This window comes from Terrabacter sp. Root85, from assembly GCF_001429185.1.
Taxonomy (GTDB): Bacteria; Actinomycetota; Actinomycetes; order Actinomycetales; family Dermatophilaceae; genus Terrabacter.
This window is the reverse complement of the sequence record NZ_LMIW01000015.1, coordinates 125,909-141,934: the sequence shown is the minus strand read 5'-3', so window position 1 is coordinate 141,934 and position 16,026 is coordinate 125,909. Positions and strand designations below refer to the sequence as shown.

Below are 16,026 nucleotides of genomic sequence, written 5' to 3'. Positions count from 1 at the left end.
GTCAGTTGCTCCCATAGCGACCCTCCCCGCGCCAGAAGAAGACGATTCCCGTCACGCTGAGCGCGACGCCCCAGGCCGCGGCAGCGACCCAGCTGCCCCACGTCAGCGGGTACTGGTCCATCAGGGCCTCGCGCGCCGTCGTCATGCTGACCGCGAGCGGCTGGTAGAGGAGCAGGGCGCTGACCAGCCCGTAGCCGGCGTAGTGCGGGATCGAGAAGAAGACGCCCGAGACGTAGCGGGCGAGCCGCACACCGACGGGCACGAGGTTGGCCGAGTCGCGGGCCGTGTTGACGACGCGGGCGAGGTAGAACGCGAGACCCAGGTTGATGAGGCTCTGGAAGACGAGCGCGACGGGGAACAGCAGCCAATGCGGCGAGAACGGCTCTCCCGTCAGGGGGATCATGACCATGAGCACGGCGAACGCCGGGACGTTGACGAGGAACTGCGTCAGCGTCACCGAGATGGGCAGCACGGCCCGGGGGAAGCGCAATGCGCGCACGAGCCCGATCTGCCCGACGACGGCCCGCGAGCCGGCGATGATCGCGCTCGCGGAGTAGCCGAAGACGAAGATGCCGATGGTGAGGAACGCGATGTAGTTCGACGTGCCGCCGCGGGTCTTGAGCAGCAGCCCGAAGATCAGGTAGTACGACCCGACGAGGAGCAACGGGTTGAGGACCGCCCACAGCTGGCCGAGGTAGTTGTTCTGGTTCGTCGCCCAGGCCTGCGCCGACGACAGGTGCCAGACGAGGTGGCGGTAGCTCCAGACCTCGCGGGCGTAGCCGAGCAGGCCCGGCCGGACGCCGAGCTCCTCCAGGCCGGCACGGCGCGCCAGGGCGGCCGCCTCCTCGGGGGTGAGTCGGGCCCGCTCGGTCCGTGCCTCCGGCGCCTCGACGCTCTCCACCACGCTGCCGCTCCCGATCGTCATGCCGCCACCGCCTGCACCTGCTCGTAGACCTGTCCGTATGCCGCCGCGGCCACCGACCACGTCCGCTCGCTCGCGACGTGGTCGCGTCCGCTCGCCCCGAGCCGGTGCCGCCGGTCGGGGTCGGCGACGAGCTCACCCAGCGCCTGCGCGAGCAGCTGCGGGTCCGCGCCCTCGACGACGAATCCGCGGTCGGGGGCGACGAGCTCGCGCAGCGGCGGGAGGTCGGTGACGACGACGGGACGTCCGAGCGCCATCGCCTCGACGGGCTTGAGGGGCGGCACGAGGGTCGTGACCGGGGTGGCCCGGCGGGGGACGCAGAAGACGTCGATGGCCGCGTGGTGCTCGTGGGTGCGGCTGTGCGGCACCCGCCCGGTGAGGACGAAGCGCGTCCGCGTGCCCGACCGGCGCAGCTCGGCAGCGCGACGGGTCAGACGCTCGCGGGCCGGACCGTCCCCGACGACGAGTACGACGAGCCGGGCGTCGTCGAGCAGGCCACCCGCGTCGAGGAGCACGTCGATGCCCTCGTACGCGTTGAGCGTCGACACCGTGCCGATGACGACATCGGTGGGGCGGATGTCGAGGGCCGCGCGCACGGGTCCGCCGTCGACGACGTCGGTGAGCAGGGCGTCGGGGACGCAGTTGCCGACGACGTGGACCCGCTTCGGGTCGACGCCGCGCGCGACGACGTCCTCGCGCATGCTCTGCGACAGCGTGACGACGGCGTCGGCGAGCGAGAGGCAGCGCGTCTCGGTCCGGCGCGTCCAGCGGTAGAAGTCGCTGTCGGCGTCCCCGCCGCGCGTGCGCCACGTGTCCTCGAGGAACCCGCGGGCCTCGTAGACGACGGGCACCCCGAGGCGTCGGCCGGCGAGCAGGGCGGCCTGGGCGTTGACGTGCTTCGAGTGCGCGTGGACGACGTCGGCACCGACGGCGCGGGCGAGCGCGGCGACCGTGACGGCATACGCCTCCAGGTGGCGGTCCGGGAGATCGAGACGGCGCCCGGCCGCGAGGTCACGGTGGTAGGGCACGCCGGCGAGCGTCGTGGACGGCGCCGCGCAGAGGTGTCCCTGGGCGACGGGGAAGCCCGGCGGGGTGCACACGTGCGCGTCGATCCCAGCGGCGCGCTGGGCGGCGACGAGGCCCTGCGTGCGCACCGTGTAGCCGGCCTGCACCTCGGGCAGCGAGTTCGTGACGACGTGGACGACGGAGGTGCGGGTCGCCGTGGACGGAGCGTGGTGCGGGCCGTCGGTCGTCGTGGGAAGTCCGTCGAGTGCCGCGCCCGTCAGGACGGAGCGCTCGCCGGCCAGCCAGCGACGGTGCACTCGGGCGGCAGGGTTGCGCAGGCCGTCGAGGGCGCGCTGCGCACCGGTGACGTCGCCGGCGGCGTGGGCGAGGTAGGCGGCGGAGGAGCCCGTCGTGGCCTGCGTGAATCCGCTTGTGGCGCCATCGATCCCGTCCAGCTGGCCTGTCGCGGCCGCGGCTGCGAGAAGGTGCTGTGCCCGCCGGGGACCCGCGCCACGCAGCTCGTCCGTGAGACGGCGGCGAGCGAGCTCGCGCTGTCCGGAGGCCGCGGCGGCGATGACCGACAGTGGTCCGCGGCTGCGCCGGCTCAGCTCGCGCCGCGCGCCGGCGGGGAGCACCCGGGCGCCGACCCACACCGCCTGCCACGGGTTGCGGGCGAGGTGGGAGCGGGCCACGCACGCGGCGACGGGGAGGTTGGCGACGAGCAGTGCCGTCGTGGTCGGGACGTCACCAACTGTTCGACTCCCCGTTGCATCGCGTGGACCGGGGGCGCCGAGCGCGGATGCCACACTGGCGCCGAGTCTGGAGGTCACGCACCGAACGTTGCAGTCCCACCCCCAACGGCGGACCGGCCCAGGCGGAACGTCAGTCGAACAGAGAGAGAAGTTTGTGGTGAACACGCGGCAGCGAGTGCTGTCCGACCTCGACCGGGCCCGCAGTGCCGTAGTGCGGGCGGCGCGGGATCCCCAAGCGCGACAGGCTCTTCCGCGCAAGGTGCGCAAGGAGGTCGAACGCCGCCTGCCCCGGGTGAGATCGGCCCGGCTGCGTGTCGACGTGCCGCGCCCGGAGATCCCGAGCGGTCCCGTGGCGCGTCCGGAGGTCGTCGCCGCGGTGGTCCTCGACGACTTCTCGCAGCTCGCGCTTGGCTACGAGTGGACGCAGGTCTGCGTGACGCCGCGGGACTGGCGCGACCAGCTCGCGGCCCGGCCGGTCGATCTCCTCTTCGTCGAGTCGGCGTGGGCGGGCAACGGGGGCACGTGGCGCCTCGCCATGACGACCGAGGCCGGCCCGTCACCGGAGCTGCGCGCGCTCGTCGAGCACTGCCGCTCGACGGGCGTCCCGACGGTCTTCTGGAACAAGGAGGACCCGCCCAACTACGACCTCTTCGTCGAGACGGCCCGCCTCTTCGACCACGTCTTCACCGTCGACGCGGGCCGCATCCCGGACTATGAGCGCGACCTCGGCCACACCCGGATCGGCCTGCTGCCCTTCGGTGCCCAGCCCCGCATCCACACGCCGGTGCGGCACGGCGCCGGCCGCACCCGCGAGGTCGCCTTCGCCGGGAGCTACTTCGCCGACAAGCACGACGAGCGCCGGGCACAGATGGCCTACGTCCTCGAGCCCGCCCTGCCGCTCGGGCTCGAGGTCTTCTCCCGCCTTGCCGGCCGCGACCAGCGCTACCAGTTCCCGAGGGCGTATGCCGGAGCGCTCGTCGGGAGCCTGCCGTACCGTCGCATGCTCGGCGCCTACACGGCCTACAAGGTCTTCCTCAACGTCAACTCCGTCACCGAGTCGCCGACGATGTGCGCCCGGCGGCTCTTCGAGCTGTCCGCCGCGCAGACGCCGCTGCTGTCCGGTCCGGCCGCCTCGGTCGAGCCCTTCTTCGGCGACACGGTCCGCGTCACCCGCAGCGCCGAGGAGACGACGCGCGAGCTGCGCGCGCTCCTCCAGCACGAGGACTACCGCGACCGGCTCGGGCTGCGCGCCCACCGCCGGGTGCTCGACGCCCACACCTACGGTCACCGCATCGACACCGTGCTGGCCGCCGTCGGTCTCGAGACGCCGTCCCGCGACCTCGGCGTCTCGGCGGTCGTCCCGACGATGCGTCCCGGCCAGGTCGAGCACGTTCTGGGCTTCGTCGCGGCGCAGGCCCACGCGGAGACCGAGCTCGTCCTCGTGACGCACGGCTTCGAGGTGGGTGGCGACGAGCTGCGTCGTCGGGCCGAGGCCGCCGGGCTCGACCCGACCCGCGTCGTCGTCGTCGCGCGTCCGTCCACCGACACCCTCGGCGCGTGCATGAACGCCGGCGTCGACGCGGCGTCCGGGCGCTTCGTCGCCAAGATGGACGACGACAACGTCTACGCCGCGCACTACCTCCGCGACCTCGTCCGCGCCTTCGACTACACCGACGCGGCCGTCGTCGGGAAGTGGGCGCACTACGCGCACCTGACCGCGACGGGGGCGACCCTGCTGCGCTTCCCGGACGCCGAGCATCGCTACGTCGACCTCGTCCAGGGCGGCACCCTGCTTTTCGAGCGCGACCTCGCGGCGCGGCTGCGGTTCGAGGACCTGCCCCGGCGGGTCGACACGACGTTCCTCGACAAGGTGCGCGCCGAGGGCGGCCGCGTCTACTCGACGGACCGCTTCAACTTCGTGTCGGTGCGCGCGTCGACGCCGGACGGTCACACGTGGCCGATCTCGGACGTCGAGCTGCTCTCCCGCCGTGGGGTGCTCGCCTTCCACGGCGACCCCACCGTCCACGTCACCGTCTGAGGACCCACCATGAACGCACCCGCCCGTCGCCTCGTCGCGTCGTACTGCTTCCCGCCCTACAGCGACACCGCTGCGGTCGTCGCGGCCAAGCGCGTCCACGACCGCGGCGAGCCCGTCGACGTCATCTGCAACGCGATGGACTCGATCCGCCACCAGGACCCTGACCTCGTCCAGCTCTGCGGCGGCCTCGTCCGGCGGTTCGCCGCCGTGCCCTCACGCACGGCCTTCAGCTCGTGGGGCTCCATCGTCGACTACCAGCAGCTCGGTCTCGAGACCTTCGTCCGCTGGGAGTCGCTGCAGGGTGAGTACGAGTCCGTCTACAGCAGAGCGCAGTTCGCGGCATCCCACTTCCTTGCGGTCGCGCTCAAGTCGGCGCGGCCCGGGCTGCACTGGGACGCCGAGTTCTCCGACCCGCTGTCGCACGACGTCCTCGGACAGGTGCGTGCCGCCCCGGCGCACGACGACCGCACCCTCGCCCGACTGCGCTCGGCCGTGCAGGGGGCCGGGTTCCGGCCACCTGACGGCCTCAACGCCTTCGAGTGGTGCGAGGTCGCGGCGTTCGCCCTCGCGGACTCGGTGATGTTCACCAACACGCGCCAGCGCGACGTCATGCTCGAGAGCTGCCACGACCGCGAGCTCGCTGCCCGCGTCGAGCAGGTCGCCGTCGTGTCACCGCACCCCACGCCGCCGGCCGCGCTCTACGACGCGAAACCGTCGACGCGCCAGCTGGACCCGGGCCGGCGGCACATCGGCTACTTCGGCAACTTCTACGCCAACCGTGGCGTCTCCGGGGTGCTCGACGCCCTGGCTCTGCTCCCTCGCGAGTCCCGCGACCGCCTCATGCTCCACGTCTTCACCTCGAAGCCCGAGGAGCTGCACGACGTCGTCGTCGCACGCGGGCTCGCCGACTGCGTCCGCGTCGGGCCCTTCGTCGGCTACCTCGAGTTCCTCGCGCTGTCGCGTCGGATGGACTGCCTGCTCGTCAACGACGCGGTGAGCCCACCGGGGGCGCCGAACCCCTTCCTGCCGTCGAAGTGGAGCGACTACCGAGGCAGCGGCACCCAGGTGTGGGGAGTCGTCGAGGAGGGCAGCGCCCTCGACGAGCAGCCCCTCGACCACCGCTCGCCGATCGAGCACGTCAGCGCGGCGGTGCAGGTGCTCCGCCGGATCAGCGCTCTCCCAGCACGATCCGGCGCAGCCGCTCTGCCGAGTCCGTCCCGCTGAAGCGCTCGCGCACCGTGTCGACGGTGCGCCCGCTCGCGTCGTCCCACGTCCCGGAGCCGCTGACCCTGAGGATCCGCTCGGCGGCCTCGGCCGGGGTGGTCGACACCCAGTCGGCCGGGAAGAGGCTCGTGGCACCGCCGATGCCGGCATACACCGGCCAGTCGCGCACGACGGGGACGGCGCCGCTCGCGGCCATCTCGACGAGGCCGATGTGGAAGCCCTCGCGTCGGCTCGAGCTCACGGCCCAGCCGACCTCACGGAGGTGCTCGGGCAACCGGGTCGTGTAGCCGACGAAGTCGACGCCGTCGGCGACGAGGGGGTCGCCCATCCGGGCGTGGAAGGCGCGAGCGGCCTCCCGCTCGACGGGGTTGGGGTCGTCGACGGCGAAGTCGGTGCCGATGAGCCGAAGCCGCCAGCGGGGGTCGTGCCGACGCAGCGCGGCGAGGACGTCGAGGGTCCACAGCGGGTCCTTGACCTGCTGCGCCCAGCCGACCATCCCGAGCGTCGTGCGAGCGGACTCGGTCTTGGGCAGGACGTAGCGCTCGACGTCGACGGGGTTGGCGACGACGTGCTGGCGTATGCCGTCCAGACGTCCTCCCAGCGCCGCCGCGGCCGCACGCCGCAGGTGGTCGCTCGGGAAGATGACGTCGTCGACCTTGTCCCACTCGGCGGTGTGCAGCCAGGCGCTCAAGGTGTCGACGCCGTGCAGGCGCACGACGACGCGCGTCCCCTCCGGCACGACCTGCGTCAGCCAGGTCAGGCCCTTGTCGGCCCAGTCGACGAAGACGACGTCGGCCGAGAGCGCCTCCGCGGTGGCGAGGTCGAGCGTCGGGGGGTGGCCGGTCGCGGCGAGCAGCCGCTCGCGCACCGTCACCGGGTCGACCCCGGTGTTGGCGAAGCGCCTCTGCCGGGTCGAGAGGTCGAGCACCTCGACGTCGGCGTGGTCGTCGAGGCCGGCGACGACGGCAGCCGCGAACTTCGGGTAGGCGCCGGGCAGCACGGTGACGCGAGGGCGGTCGGTCTCCCTCGGCTGCTGCCGCGACAGCCGCGGCGTCGGGCTGGCCGTGCGCCGGCCGAGCAGGCGTCCGACCTCGGTCTCCCTCAGGGGAGCGAGGAAGGCGTCGGGCTCGGACACGATGGCCGAGCGCGTCTCGGCCGTGTGCAGGCGCCGCGTGAAGAGCAGGTCGAGAGCAACCGTCGTGAGGAAGGCGGCGCGGTCGAGGTCGCCGTCGGCCAGGGCGTCGTCGGTGTGACGCAGCGTCACACGGGCGGCGTCGACGACGTCGACGGTCGACGGGTCGACGCCGGTGAGGACGGCGTGAAGTGCCTGGAGGGCGGGGTGGGGGAGCGCGCCGAAGAGGGCCTCCCGGTCGTCGAGGAGGGCGGTGGCGGCCTCGAGCCGGCCGGCGCGGAGCAGCCGGTAGGCCACCATCGTCCACAGGTCCGGGTCGAGCTCGCCGCGGGTCCGTGCGGCCTGGCCGCGCAGCAGCCGCGAGGCCGCGCGGGCGGCGTGCGCGTCGGCGAGCGACCCGCGCAGCTGGCTGGCGGCGGTGCGCAGCACGAGGTCGGCGAGCTCGGGCGCGCCGACGGTGGGGCTGTCGTCGCCCCACGCGCGCAGCAGGGTCGAGCCGGCGCGGTCGAGGACGACCCGCGTCCCCGGCTCGTCGAGCAGCGTGGCCGCGCGGGTGTCGACCCGGCCGAAGGCGGGTGCGGCCAGCCGGGCGGGCACGAGCTCGGGGAGCGCGCGCCGACCGAGGCGCAGGCCCTCCTGCGAGGCCCGCAGCGCGATCCGGCGGCGGCGGGGCGCACCGGCGGTGACCCGGGTCTCGATCCAGCCGAGGGAGGCGGGAAGCACCTCGACCCGGTGCGTCTCGGGGAGCTTGCGCAGGCTGTGCTCGAGCCGCCCGCGATAGTGCAGGACGCGGATGCCGTGCCCGCTGCGGGCGAGGAAGCCGAGCATCCGCGCGTGCTCGTTGACGGACCCGGCGCTGCCCGCGACGACGACGAGGGACCGGGCGCCGGACGGAGGCGTGTGGAAGAGGCCGAAGCCGTCGGCGGTCCCGTCGACGTGGGCCGGCCCGAGCGAGGTGATGCCGCGGATGCCGGCGTCCCGGAGAGCGGCCTCGACGTGGGCGTGCCCGCCGGGGTGGAGGTCGCTGATCTGCCGCAGGTCGGCGACCTCGGCGGCCGCGAGGGCGTTGGTGACCGCGGTGCGGTCGGCCGGGTCGGCCTGCGTGCCGGTGGTCAGGGCGGTGAGGACGGACAGGTGGGCCCGGACGGCGGCGTCGTGGTCGAGGTCGATGGCGTCGTCGGGCCGGTCCGGCTGCGCGTCAGGAGGACCGGGCGTCAGGTCGAGCTCGGCGAACTGGCGGTCGAACCGGCTGAGCAGCTGTCCGTGGAGCACCGTGTCCTCGCTGCCGCACAGCCCCTCGACGAACGGGGTGTCGACGAGCCACCGGGTCGGGTAGAGCCTCCCGCCCTGCCCGCGCAACGCCCCGGGGGCGAGGTGCGGCGCGACGTGTCGCGGGGAGTCGTCGGCCGCCGACGTCGTGCTGACGACGATGCGCTCGGGGTGGCGGACGGCATACAACGTCTCGAGGTGCGTCGGCGCGACGGCGTCGGTCCCGTCGACGAAGGTCGTCCACGGTGCTCGCGCGAGCCCGACACCGACGTTGCGGGCGGCACCGGGTGAGTCGGCCACGGCGTCGACGAGCTCGACCTCGTGGCCCGCGAGCGGTCCCCGGGTCACGCGCTCGACGGCGTCCCGGGCGCGCGACCCGGACCCGTGGATCACGACGACGACCTCGAACCGGTCGGCCGGGAGGGTCTGGGCTGCCAGCGCACCGAGGCACGCGGCCATCCGGTCGCAGGAGCCGTGGGCGGACACCACGACGGAGAGGTCACGCACCCGGCGAAGGTAGTCGCGCGATGTGAATAGGCTGGACGGGCGCGCGACCGCGCAGGTGAACGACCGGTGATCAGGAGGTGGCGTGCCCGAGGGAGACACCGTGTGGCGCACCGCCACCCGCCTCGACCAGGCCCTCGCCGGCCGCGAGATCGTCGAGTCCGATTTGCGCTGGCCGGGGGAGATCGCCACGGCTGACCTCACGGGTCGCACGACCCTCGAGGTCGTCAGCCGCGGCAAGCACGTGCTGCACCGCGTCGAGGGTGGCCTGACCCTGCACTCGCACCTGCGGATGGAGGGGCAGTGGCGCGTCGAGGCGACGGCCGGTCTGCCCGCCCGTTGGCGACGCAACCCGCAGCTGCGGGCCCTCGTCGCGGCGCCCGACTGGACCGCGCTCGGGCTGCGGCTCGGCATGCTCGACCTCGTGCCGACCGCGCACGAGGGCGACCTCGTCGGCCACCTCGGGCCCGACGTGCTCGGCCCGGACTGGGACCTCGCCCGTGCCGTCGACAACGTCGCGGGCGCGCGGGTGCCCGTCGGTCAGGCCCTGCTCGACCAGCGCAACCTCGCGGGCGTCGGCACCATGTGGTGCGCCGAGACGCTCTTCCTCGAGCGCGTGCCGCCGTGGAGCCGCGCCGACGAGCTCGGGCGCGAGACGGTCGAGCGGGTCGTCGCCCGCGCGCACCGCCTCATCGACAACGGCCGGCGCCATGCGGTGCAGTCGAGCACGGGCAGCCAGCGCCTCGACGAGGCGCACTACGTCCACGCGCGCAGCGGCCGGCCCTGCCGGCGCTGCGGTGCAACCGTGCGAGTCGCGATGATCGGCGAGCCCACCCGCGAACGCACGATGTTCTACTGCCCCGGCTGCCAGGGCGGCCTGGGACCGACCGACGACGGCCGGCCCCAGGCACCCCTCGGCTCGAACCGGGGAGCGGCCCGGTCGCGACGCTCGTACTGAGCGTCACCAGCCCTTGGCGGCCCCGGGGTAGTCGGTGATGATGACGTTGGCGTGCAGGTCGTCGCGGAAGCGCGTGAAGGTCGAGGCGCTGTTGACGGTCCAGACCGCGACCTGCATGCCCTTGCCGTGGATCGTCGCGTTGAGCCCGTCGCGCCAGTTCGCGTAGTTGTAGGACAGGTCGTAGCAGCCCTTGGAGTCTGCGGTCGCGACCTCGGCGTCGGTGACGGACGACTCGAGGCACGAGACCCGCATCGTCGACCGGGCGGCGTGGATCGTCGCGGCCGTCGTGCGCCAGTCGAAGTCCTGGATGATGCTCCGGCCGGCGATCCCGCGGTCGACGAGACGCGAGACGAGCAGCCGTGCGTGGGCCTGCGCGGCGGCGGCCGTCTGCGATGCCGGGTGCTTGAGCTCGACGCGCAGGACCGCGTTCGTGTTGGGGGAGGCGCGGAACGCCGCGGCGACGTCGGTGAGCCGGGCGAGGGGCTCGCCGCTGCAGCGCACCTGGTCGATCTGCGCCCACGACGAGCCGGTGATCGTCCGGTTCAGGCCGCACGCCGACAGCGAGTTGTCGTGCCGGAAGACCGCGACGTCGTCGGTGGTGAAGTAGACGTCGCCCTCGATGTCGTCGATGTTGGCCGCGAGCGCGCCCTTGAACGCCTTGAGCGAGTTGTCGGGACCCCAGCCGCCTCCGCGGTGGGCCGAGATCGTGCCGTACGTCGCGGCTTCGGCCGGCGCGGCGGTCGTCGTCGCGACGGTCGCCGCGGTGGCTGCCGCCACGGCGAGAGTGGCGCCGACGGCGAGGGCGCGTCGCCGCAACCTCGGCGATCGGGTGCGGACGTGCTGCTGCTGGGTCATGAAGACCATCCCCTGACGGTGTGTGCGGGCGGACCCGCTCCTTCGTGGTGGGCGTCGGTGCCCACCGAAACGCAACCTACGTGTCGGCGCACGGTCCTAGTGTGTTTGGGACCGCAGCAATCGAGAGGAGCACGGCCATGGCATCACGCCTCAACCCGTACATCGGTTTCAAGGACGACGCCCGAGCGGCGATGGAGTTCTACAGGTCCGTCTTCGGCGGCGAGCTGACGGTGTCGACGTTCGGCGAGCTCGGCGACAGCGGACCCAACGCCGACAACGTCATGCACGCCCAGCTGGAGACGCCGAGCGGCTACACGATCATGGCGTCCGACACCCCCGAGCAGATGCCCTACCAGCCGGGCACCAACATCTCGGTGAGCCTGAGCGGCGACGACAGCGACGAGCTGCACGGCTACTGGGACAAGCTGGCCGACGGCGGCACCGTCATGATGCCCCTCGAGAAGCAGGCGTGGGGCGACGAGTTCGGCATGGTGACCGACCGGTTCGGCATCGGCTGGATGGTCAACATCGGCAGCGGCATGACGGACGACGCGCCGACGGGGTGAGCGCCGAGGCGGTCCGGTCGGGGCCTCAGTCCCGACCGGCGCCGCCGTAGTGGCGCGCCAGCTGACGGGTGAGCTCGTCCGGGCCGATGAGGCTCGAGTGCGTGCCCGCGGTGCCGCACGCCCACGATCCCGCCACGGTCCCGGCCCGGGCGGCCGCGCGGGCGTCACCGCCGGCGAGCCACGCGTGGAGGAATGCCGAGACGTAGGCGTCGCCGGCGCCGTTCGAGTCCACGGCCGGGCGACCGTCGATGTCGACGGCGGCCACCGCGAAGGAGCCGCCCTCGCGCACCGTCACCCGGCTGCCCCGGGCGCCGTCCATGACGACGACGAGCCGCGCGCGGCCGCGGTCGAGCACGTCGGCGACGACATCGTCCTCGACCCCGTCCAGACGCGAGCCCGACACGAAGACGAGGTCGGCGGCATACGCGAACGGGCGGTGGTGGGGGTTGCGCCCGTCCCAGTCGTGCAGGTCGGTCGACGTCGTGGCCCCGGCGGCCGTGGCGTCCTTGAGGGCGCCGACGGCCCACGGCATGATCGAGGCGTGCACGTGACGTGACTGCTCGAGCGGACTGCGCCAGAGCGTCGGGTCGGGGGCGAGGTCGTAGGGGTGGCGCGGGTCGTAGAAGGACATTCGGCGGCCCGTGGCGTCGACGAGGTTGACGGCGCGACGGGTGCCACTCGCGTCGACGACATGGTCGAAGGCGAGCCCCTCGGCCGCGAACCGGTCGAGGAGCATCCGGCCCTCGTGGTCGTCGCCGATGACGTCGACGAAGCGCGTGGCGAGGCCGAGGCGGTGGCAGCCGAGCGCGACGCCGCTGCCCGTGTGCCCGACGACGGTGTCGATGGGCGGGACGACGTGGGAGTCGGCGAAGGGAACGGGCAGGGCCTCGACGCGCACGATGGTGTCGACGCCGGCACCGCCGACGACGAGGACGTCAGTCTTCACGGCCTCATTGTGCATGGCCGGACGCGGTCAGGGACGCGTGACGCTGAGCAGACCGAGGCACATCTCGTCGGTCGTGCCCTCGCCCCAGACGACGTAGCGCTCGGGCAGCCCCTGGAGGTCGGGCAGCTTGTCGCGCCAGGCCTGGTCGTGGGTGCAGCTGACCCGGATCGAGTCGCCGGGGCGGATCGCCGTCGCCGGGATCGGGACCGAGCCCTGGTTGTCGAAGTCCCAGATCTTGATGTCTAGGAGGGTCTTCGCCTTGGGTGTGCCGGGGTTGAGGTCGATGCGCAGGGACGAGCCGAGCAGGTGCATGTGGCCGGCCACGGCGCGGATGGTCGCGGCCTGCTCGACGCTGCGCGTGCAGGACTGGGTGGCGCCGGGGGTCGGGATGAGCGTGCCGTTGCAGACGAGCAGCAGGCCGTTGACGATGCGCGACGACATGGCGCCGAAGCGTTCGGTCACGTCGGCGACTGCCGCGTTGCGATCGCACAGCGGTCCCGACGTGCCTGCGCGACAAGGCAGCTCGACGGGCGCGGGGTAGAGCATCGTCTCGAGTGGCTTGAGCCTCGACGAGGACGAGAGACGCAGCTTCACCGAGGTGCGGTCGGGCGTCACGCCGTGCCGGAGGTTGTAGTGCACCTGCATGACGAGCAGGGAGCCGCGCTGCAGGGGGATGCCGACGTCGGCCGGTAGGACGTTCTCGCGACCACCCGGTGCCCAGGCTCCGACCCACGGGGCGTCGTCGAGGCTCGCGCCGCTCGACCCGAGCCCGGTGCCGCCGAAGCAGGTCCAGCCGTTGCCGCCGGACTCGGCGTCGCGGGCGCGGGCCGCAGCGGCCGCCGACGGTGGCACGCGGAAGAGGATGACGTGGTGCACCTCCTGCGGCTGGCCGGGGGCGATGTCGAAGCCGGTGACGAACGCGTCGCGGGTGACCTGGGGGTCGAGGACGAAGCACCGGTAGTCGTCGGTGCCGGTCGTCGGCGCCTTCGGCGTGTAGGAGACCGGCGACGTCACCGTCCGCATCGACTCACCGGCCCGCAGCGCGGCCGGCTTGGCGGGAGCGACGGGCTTCGCCGCGTGACCCGTGGCAGCCGTCGCCGGGTGGTCGGTGGCGCCCGCCGTGTGCCCGGTCGCGTGCCCCTCGAGCCGGGCCTGGGCGGTCGGGTTGGGCGTGCCGCAGCCCGCGACGAGCAGGACGACGGCCGCGACGGCCGCCGCGACGGTTGCCGCGACGGTAGCCCCTACCGCGGTCCGGCCGCGTCGAGTCCTCATCCCGTCAGTCTAGGAACGAGGCCGTCCTGCGGAGCGGTTGTCGAGCGTTTGGTCCCTCAGGACTGCTCCGGCGCGCGGCTCACCGGGATGCGGCGCACGTCCGGGGCGCTGAGGCGCTCGGCGTTGGCCTCGGAGTCGGCGAGCTCCTTCTGCGACTCGAGCTCGGCCTCGACCCGGGCGATGTAGCCGGACACCTCGGCCTCGACCCGCTCGGGATCCCATCCGAGCACCGGCGCGACGATCTCGGCCACGGCGCGGGCGCTGTCGGCGCCGCGGCTCGAGGTCTCGATGGAGATGCGCGTGCGCCGGGCCAGCACGTCGTCGAGGTGCAGCGCGCCCTCGTGCGTGGCGGCATACAACGCCTCGACCCGGAGGTACTCCTCCGCCCCGGGGAGCGGCTCGTAGAGCGAGCGGTCGTCCTCGGCGAGGGCGAAGAGCTCGTGGACGAGCGAGCCGTAGCGCTCGAGCAGGTGCGTGATGCGCCAGACCGGGAGGTCCTGGTGGCGCGCGAGGCGGTCGATCTGGTTGACGAGAGCGACGTAGCCCTCGGCGCCCGACAGCGGGATGAACTCGGTGACGCTGTCGGAGACGTCGCCGCCGATGTCCTCGCGTGCGGCGTCGACGGCGTCTGCGGCCATGACGCGGTAGGTCGTGTACTTGCCGCCGGCGATGGAGATGAGCCCGGGCTGCGGGCGGGCCACGGCGTGCTCGCGGGAGAGCTGGCTCGTGTCCTCGCTCTCACCGGAGAGAAGGGGGCGCAGGCCGGCGTAGACGCCCTGGATGTCCTCGTGGGTCAACGGCACCTTGAGCACGGTGTTGATGTGCTCGAGGATGTAGTCGATGTCGGCGCGCGTCGCTGCCGGGTGGGCGAGGTCGAGCTCCCAGTCGGTGTCGGTCGTGCCGATGATCCAGTGCGTGCCCCACGGGATGACGAAGAGGACCGACTTCTCGGTGCGCAGGATGAGGCCGGTCTCGGAGTTGATCCGGTCGCGGGCGACGACGATGTGCACCCCCTTGCTCGCGCGGACGTGGAAGCGGCCGCGGCCACCCGCCATGGTCTGGATGTCGTCGGTCCACACGCCGGTGCAGTTGATGACCACGGAGGCCCGGACCTCGGTGCGCTCGCCCGTCTCGACGTCCTCGACGAGGGCGCCGACGACCCGCTCGCCCGCACGCAGCAGCTCGACGACGCGGGCCGAGGCGACGACGGTGGCGCCGTAGGCGGCCGCGGTGCGGACGGTCGTCAGCGTGTGGCGGGCGTCGTCGGCCTGGGCGTCGTAGTAGAGCAGCCCACCGGTGAGGGCGTCGCGCTTGAGGGCCGGGGCCAGCTTGAGCGCTCCGGTGCGGGTCAGCTGCTTGTGGCGCGGGACCGAGCGCGCGCCGCCCATCGAGTCGTAGAGGGTCAGGCCCGCGGTGACGTAGGGGCGCTCCCAGCCACGGCTGGTCAGCGGGTAGAGGAAGGAGACCGGCTTGACGAGGTGCGGTGCGATGCGGCTCAGCATGAGCTCGCGCTCCTTGAGCGCCTCGCGGACGAGGTCGAAGTTCATCTGCTCGAGGTAGCGCAGGCCGCCGTGGAAGAGCTTGGACGACCGCGACGAGGTGCCGGAGGCGAAGTCGCGCTGCTCGACGAGTGCCGTCGAGAGACCGCGGGTGGCCGCGTCGAGGGCCACGCCGCCGCCGGTCACGCCGCCACCGACGACGAGCACGTCGAACTGCTTCGTGGCGAGGCGCTTCCACGCCCGCGCCCGGTAGTCCGTGTCCAGCCGCACTGGGCTCGTCATCGGTTCCCCTTCACGTCGGTGCCGAGAACGACACTCTAACGACCGGGCCCGGTGTCGACTCCGGGCAGTTCACCGGGCGGTCAGCCCGTACCCTCAGCGCCATGGGCATGACGGTGGTGGCACGGGAACTGGACTCCGAGCAGCTCGCGAGTCTCCTCGCGGACCCCTCGATCGCGAACGACCTGATCCTCGACGAGGACGAGGACGAGGACGAGGACGAGGACGGCAGCGACGGCTGGCTCGATCTCGACAAGGCGTGGCACGGCGTCCACTTCCTGTTGACGGGTGCGGCGTGGGGCACGGACAACCCCCTCGGCGGAGCCGTCCTCGGCGGCCGTGAGGTCGGTGAGGACGACGGCTACGGGCCGCCGCGCCTGCTCGAGCCCGACATCGTCCGTGAGGTGGCCGAGGCGCTGGGCGTCGTCACCGACGCGGAGCTCCGCGCGCGCTTCGATCCCGAGGAGATGCAGCGCCTCGACATCTACCCCCAGATCTGGGAGGAGAGCGACATCCTCGACGAGTACCTCCTGCCGAACGTCCAGCAGCTGCGCGACTTCTACGTCCGCGCGGCGGCTCATGACGCTGCGGTTCTCATCGTGGTGCAGTAGACGCCGAGGGGGGACGACACTGGGTCGGTGAGACTCATGTGGATCATCTGCCTGTTCGCCGGTCACCGGTGGCGCCGTGAGAGCCGCGACGACGGGTCGGTCATCGTGTGCGGACGGTGCGACGCGATCAGCGCCGTGGCCGAGGCCCGGGAGCGCCACCGCCAGCTCGGACGCGACGAGATGTAGGCGCGCGA

The 16,026-nt window shown here is 73.0% G+C and carries 13 protein-coding genes; 6 read left to right on the top strand and 7 right to left on the bottom strand.

All coding sequences use genetic code 11. The features are described from left to right. Window position 1: 1 nt before the first annotated feature. Together ASE25_RS21945 and ASE25_RS21940 are read right to left on the bottom strand one after the other, a co-directional pair. Complete coding sequence (locus ASE25_RS21945) at window positions 2–925, bottom strand: ABC transporter permease (RefSeq protein WP_056827488.1); 924 nt, start codon at window positions 923–925, stop codon at window positions 2–4. Next, on the bottom strand, window positions 922–2,757 hold the full coding sequence (locus ASE25_RS21940; protein ID WP_157623578.1) for a glycosyltransferase family 4 protein: 1,836 nt from the start codon (window positions 2,755–2,757) through the stop codon (window positions 922–924). The genes ASE25_RS21945 and ASE25_RS21940 overlap by 4 nt, the downstream gene beginning before the upstream one ends. A 79-nt stretch (window positions 2,758–2,836) precedes the next feature. Between ASE25_RS21940 and ASE25_RS21935 the strand changes: the two genes are divergently transcribed. Both ASE25_RS21935 and ASE25_RS21930 read left to right on the top strand, forming a co-directional pair. Then, complete coding sequence (locus ASE25_RS21935; RefSeq protein WP_056827485.1) at window positions 2,837–4,717, top strand: glycosyltransferase; 1,881 nt, start codon at window positions 2,837–2,839, stop codon at window positions 4,715–4,717. Between the two features lie 9 nt (window positions 4,718–4,726). Further along, window positions 4,727–5,941: a hypothetical protein gene (locus tag ASE25_RS21930; protein ID WP_056827483.1), complete on the top strand. Its 1,215-nt coding sequence runs from the start codon at window positions 4,727–4,729 to the stop codon at window positions 5,939–5,941. On the opposite strand, the gene ASE25_RS21925 is transcribed toward ASE25_RS21930, so the two are convergent. Continuing rightward, entirely contained in the window at window positions 5,886–8,849 is a 2,964-nt protein-coding gene (locus tag ASE25_RS21925) for a glycosyltransferase (RefSeq protein WP_056827481.1), read from the bottom strand. The genes ASE25_RS21930 and ASE25_RS21925 overlap by 56 nt on opposite strands. 82 nt (window positions 8,850–8,931) lie before the next feature. Between ASE25_RS21925 and ASE25_RS21920 the strand changes: the two genes are divergently transcribed. Continuing rightward, on the top strand, window positions 8,932–9,804 hold the full coding sequence (locus tag ASE25_RS21920) for a DNA-formamidopyrimidine glycosylase family protein (RefSeq protein ID WP_056775654.1): 873 nt from the start codon (window positions 8,932–8,934) through the stop codon (window positions 9,802–9,804). 3 nt (window positions 9,805–9,807) lie between these two features. On the opposite strand, the gene ASE25_RS21915 is transcribed toward ASE25_RS21920, so the two are convergent. Next, the gene (locus tag ASE25_RS21915) at window positions 9,808–10,659 is read right to left on the bottom strand and encodes a glycerophosphodiester phosphodiesterase family protein (RefSeq protein WP_162260630.1); all 852 of its coding nucleotides are present in this window, start codon (window positions 10,657–10,659) and stop codon (window positions 9,808–9,810) included. Window positions 10,660–10,796: 137 nt separating this feature from the next. On the opposite strand from ASE25_RS21915, the gene ASE25_RS21910 reads away from it, so the two are divergent. Further along, a complete protein-coding gene (locus tag ASE25_RS21910) occupies window positions 10,797–11,225 on the top strand; it encodes a VOC family protein (protein WP_056827477.1) in 429 nt (142 codons plus the stop codon). A gap of 25 nt (window positions 11,226–11,250) precedes the next feature. Here ASE25_RS21910 and ASE25_RS21905 read toward each other — a convergent pair whose 3' ends face one another. From ASE25_RS21905 to ASE25_RS21895, 3 genes are read right to left on the bottom strand one after another with little or no spacing between them, the layout of a single operon-like run. Next, window positions 11,251–12,171 carry a carbohydrate kinase family protein gene (locus ASE25_RS21905; protein ID WP_200959209.1) on the bottom strand — a complete coding sequence of 307 codons (921 nt, stop codon included), beginning with the start codon at window positions 12,169–12,171 and terminating at the stop codon, window positions 11,251–11,253. Between the two features lie 27 nt (window positions 12,172–12,198). After that, complete coding sequence (locus tag ASE25_RS21900) at window positions 12,199–13,443, bottom strand: hypothetical protein (RefSeq protein ID WP_082623045.1); 1,245 nt, start codon at window positions 13,441–13,443, stop codon at window positions 12,199–12,201. Window positions 13,444–13,499: 56 nt separating this feature from the next. Continuing rightward, window positions 13,500–15,224, bottom strand: coding sequence for a glycerol-3-phosphate dehydrogenase/oxidase (locus ASE25_RS21895; RefSeq protein WP_056827471.1), 1,725 nt, complete (start codon window positions 15,222–15,224; stop codon window positions 13,500–13,502). Window positions 15,225–15,325: 101 nt separating this feature from the next. On the opposite strand from ASE25_RS21895, the gene ASE25_RS21890 reads away from it, so the two are divergent. Beyond that, entirely contained in the window at window positions 15,326–15,832 is a 507-nt protein-coding gene (locus tag ASE25_RS21890) for a YfbM family protein (RefSeq protein WP_056827469.1), read from the top strand. Window positions 15,833–15,859: 27 nt separating this feature from the next. Then, complete coding sequence (locus tag ASE25_RS22980; protein WP_156415545.1) at window positions 15,860–16,018, top strand: hypothetical protein; 159 nt, start codon at window positions 15,860–15,862, stop codon at window positions 16,016–16,018. Window positions 16,019–16,026 lie beyond the last annotated feature (8 nt).

Bases quoted from the DNA above. Each gene is read 5' to 3' on its own strand.
- ASE25_RS21945 (WP_056827488.1), bottom strand. From the start codon at position 925: ATGACGATCGGGAGCGGCAGCGTGGTGGAGAGCGTCGAGGCGCCGGAG.
- ASE25_RS21930 (WP_056827483.1), top strand. From the start codon at position 4,727: ATGAACGCACCCGCCCGTCGCCTCGTCGCGTCGTACTGCTTCCCGCCC.
- ASE25_RS21915 (WP_162260630.1), bottom strand. From the start codon at position 10,659: ATGACCCAGCAGCAGCACGTCCGCACCCGATCGCCGAGGTTGCGGCGA.
- ASE25_RS21910 (WP_056827477.1), top strand. From the start codon at position 10,797: ATGGCATCACGCCTCAACCCGTACATCGGTTTCAAGGACGACGCCCGA.
- ASE25_RS21900 (WP_082623045.1), bottom strand. From the start codon at position 13,443: ATGAGGACTCGACGCGGCCGGACCGCGGTAGGGGCTACCGTCGCGGCA.
- ASE25_RS21895 (WP_056827471.1), bottom strand. From the start codon at position 15,224: ATGACGAGCCCAGTGCGGCTGGACACGGACTACCGGGCGCGGGCGTGG.
- ASE25_RS21890 (WP_056827469.1), top strand. From the start codon at position 15,326: ATGGGCATGACGGTGGTGGCACGGGAACTGGACTCCGAGCAGCTCGCG.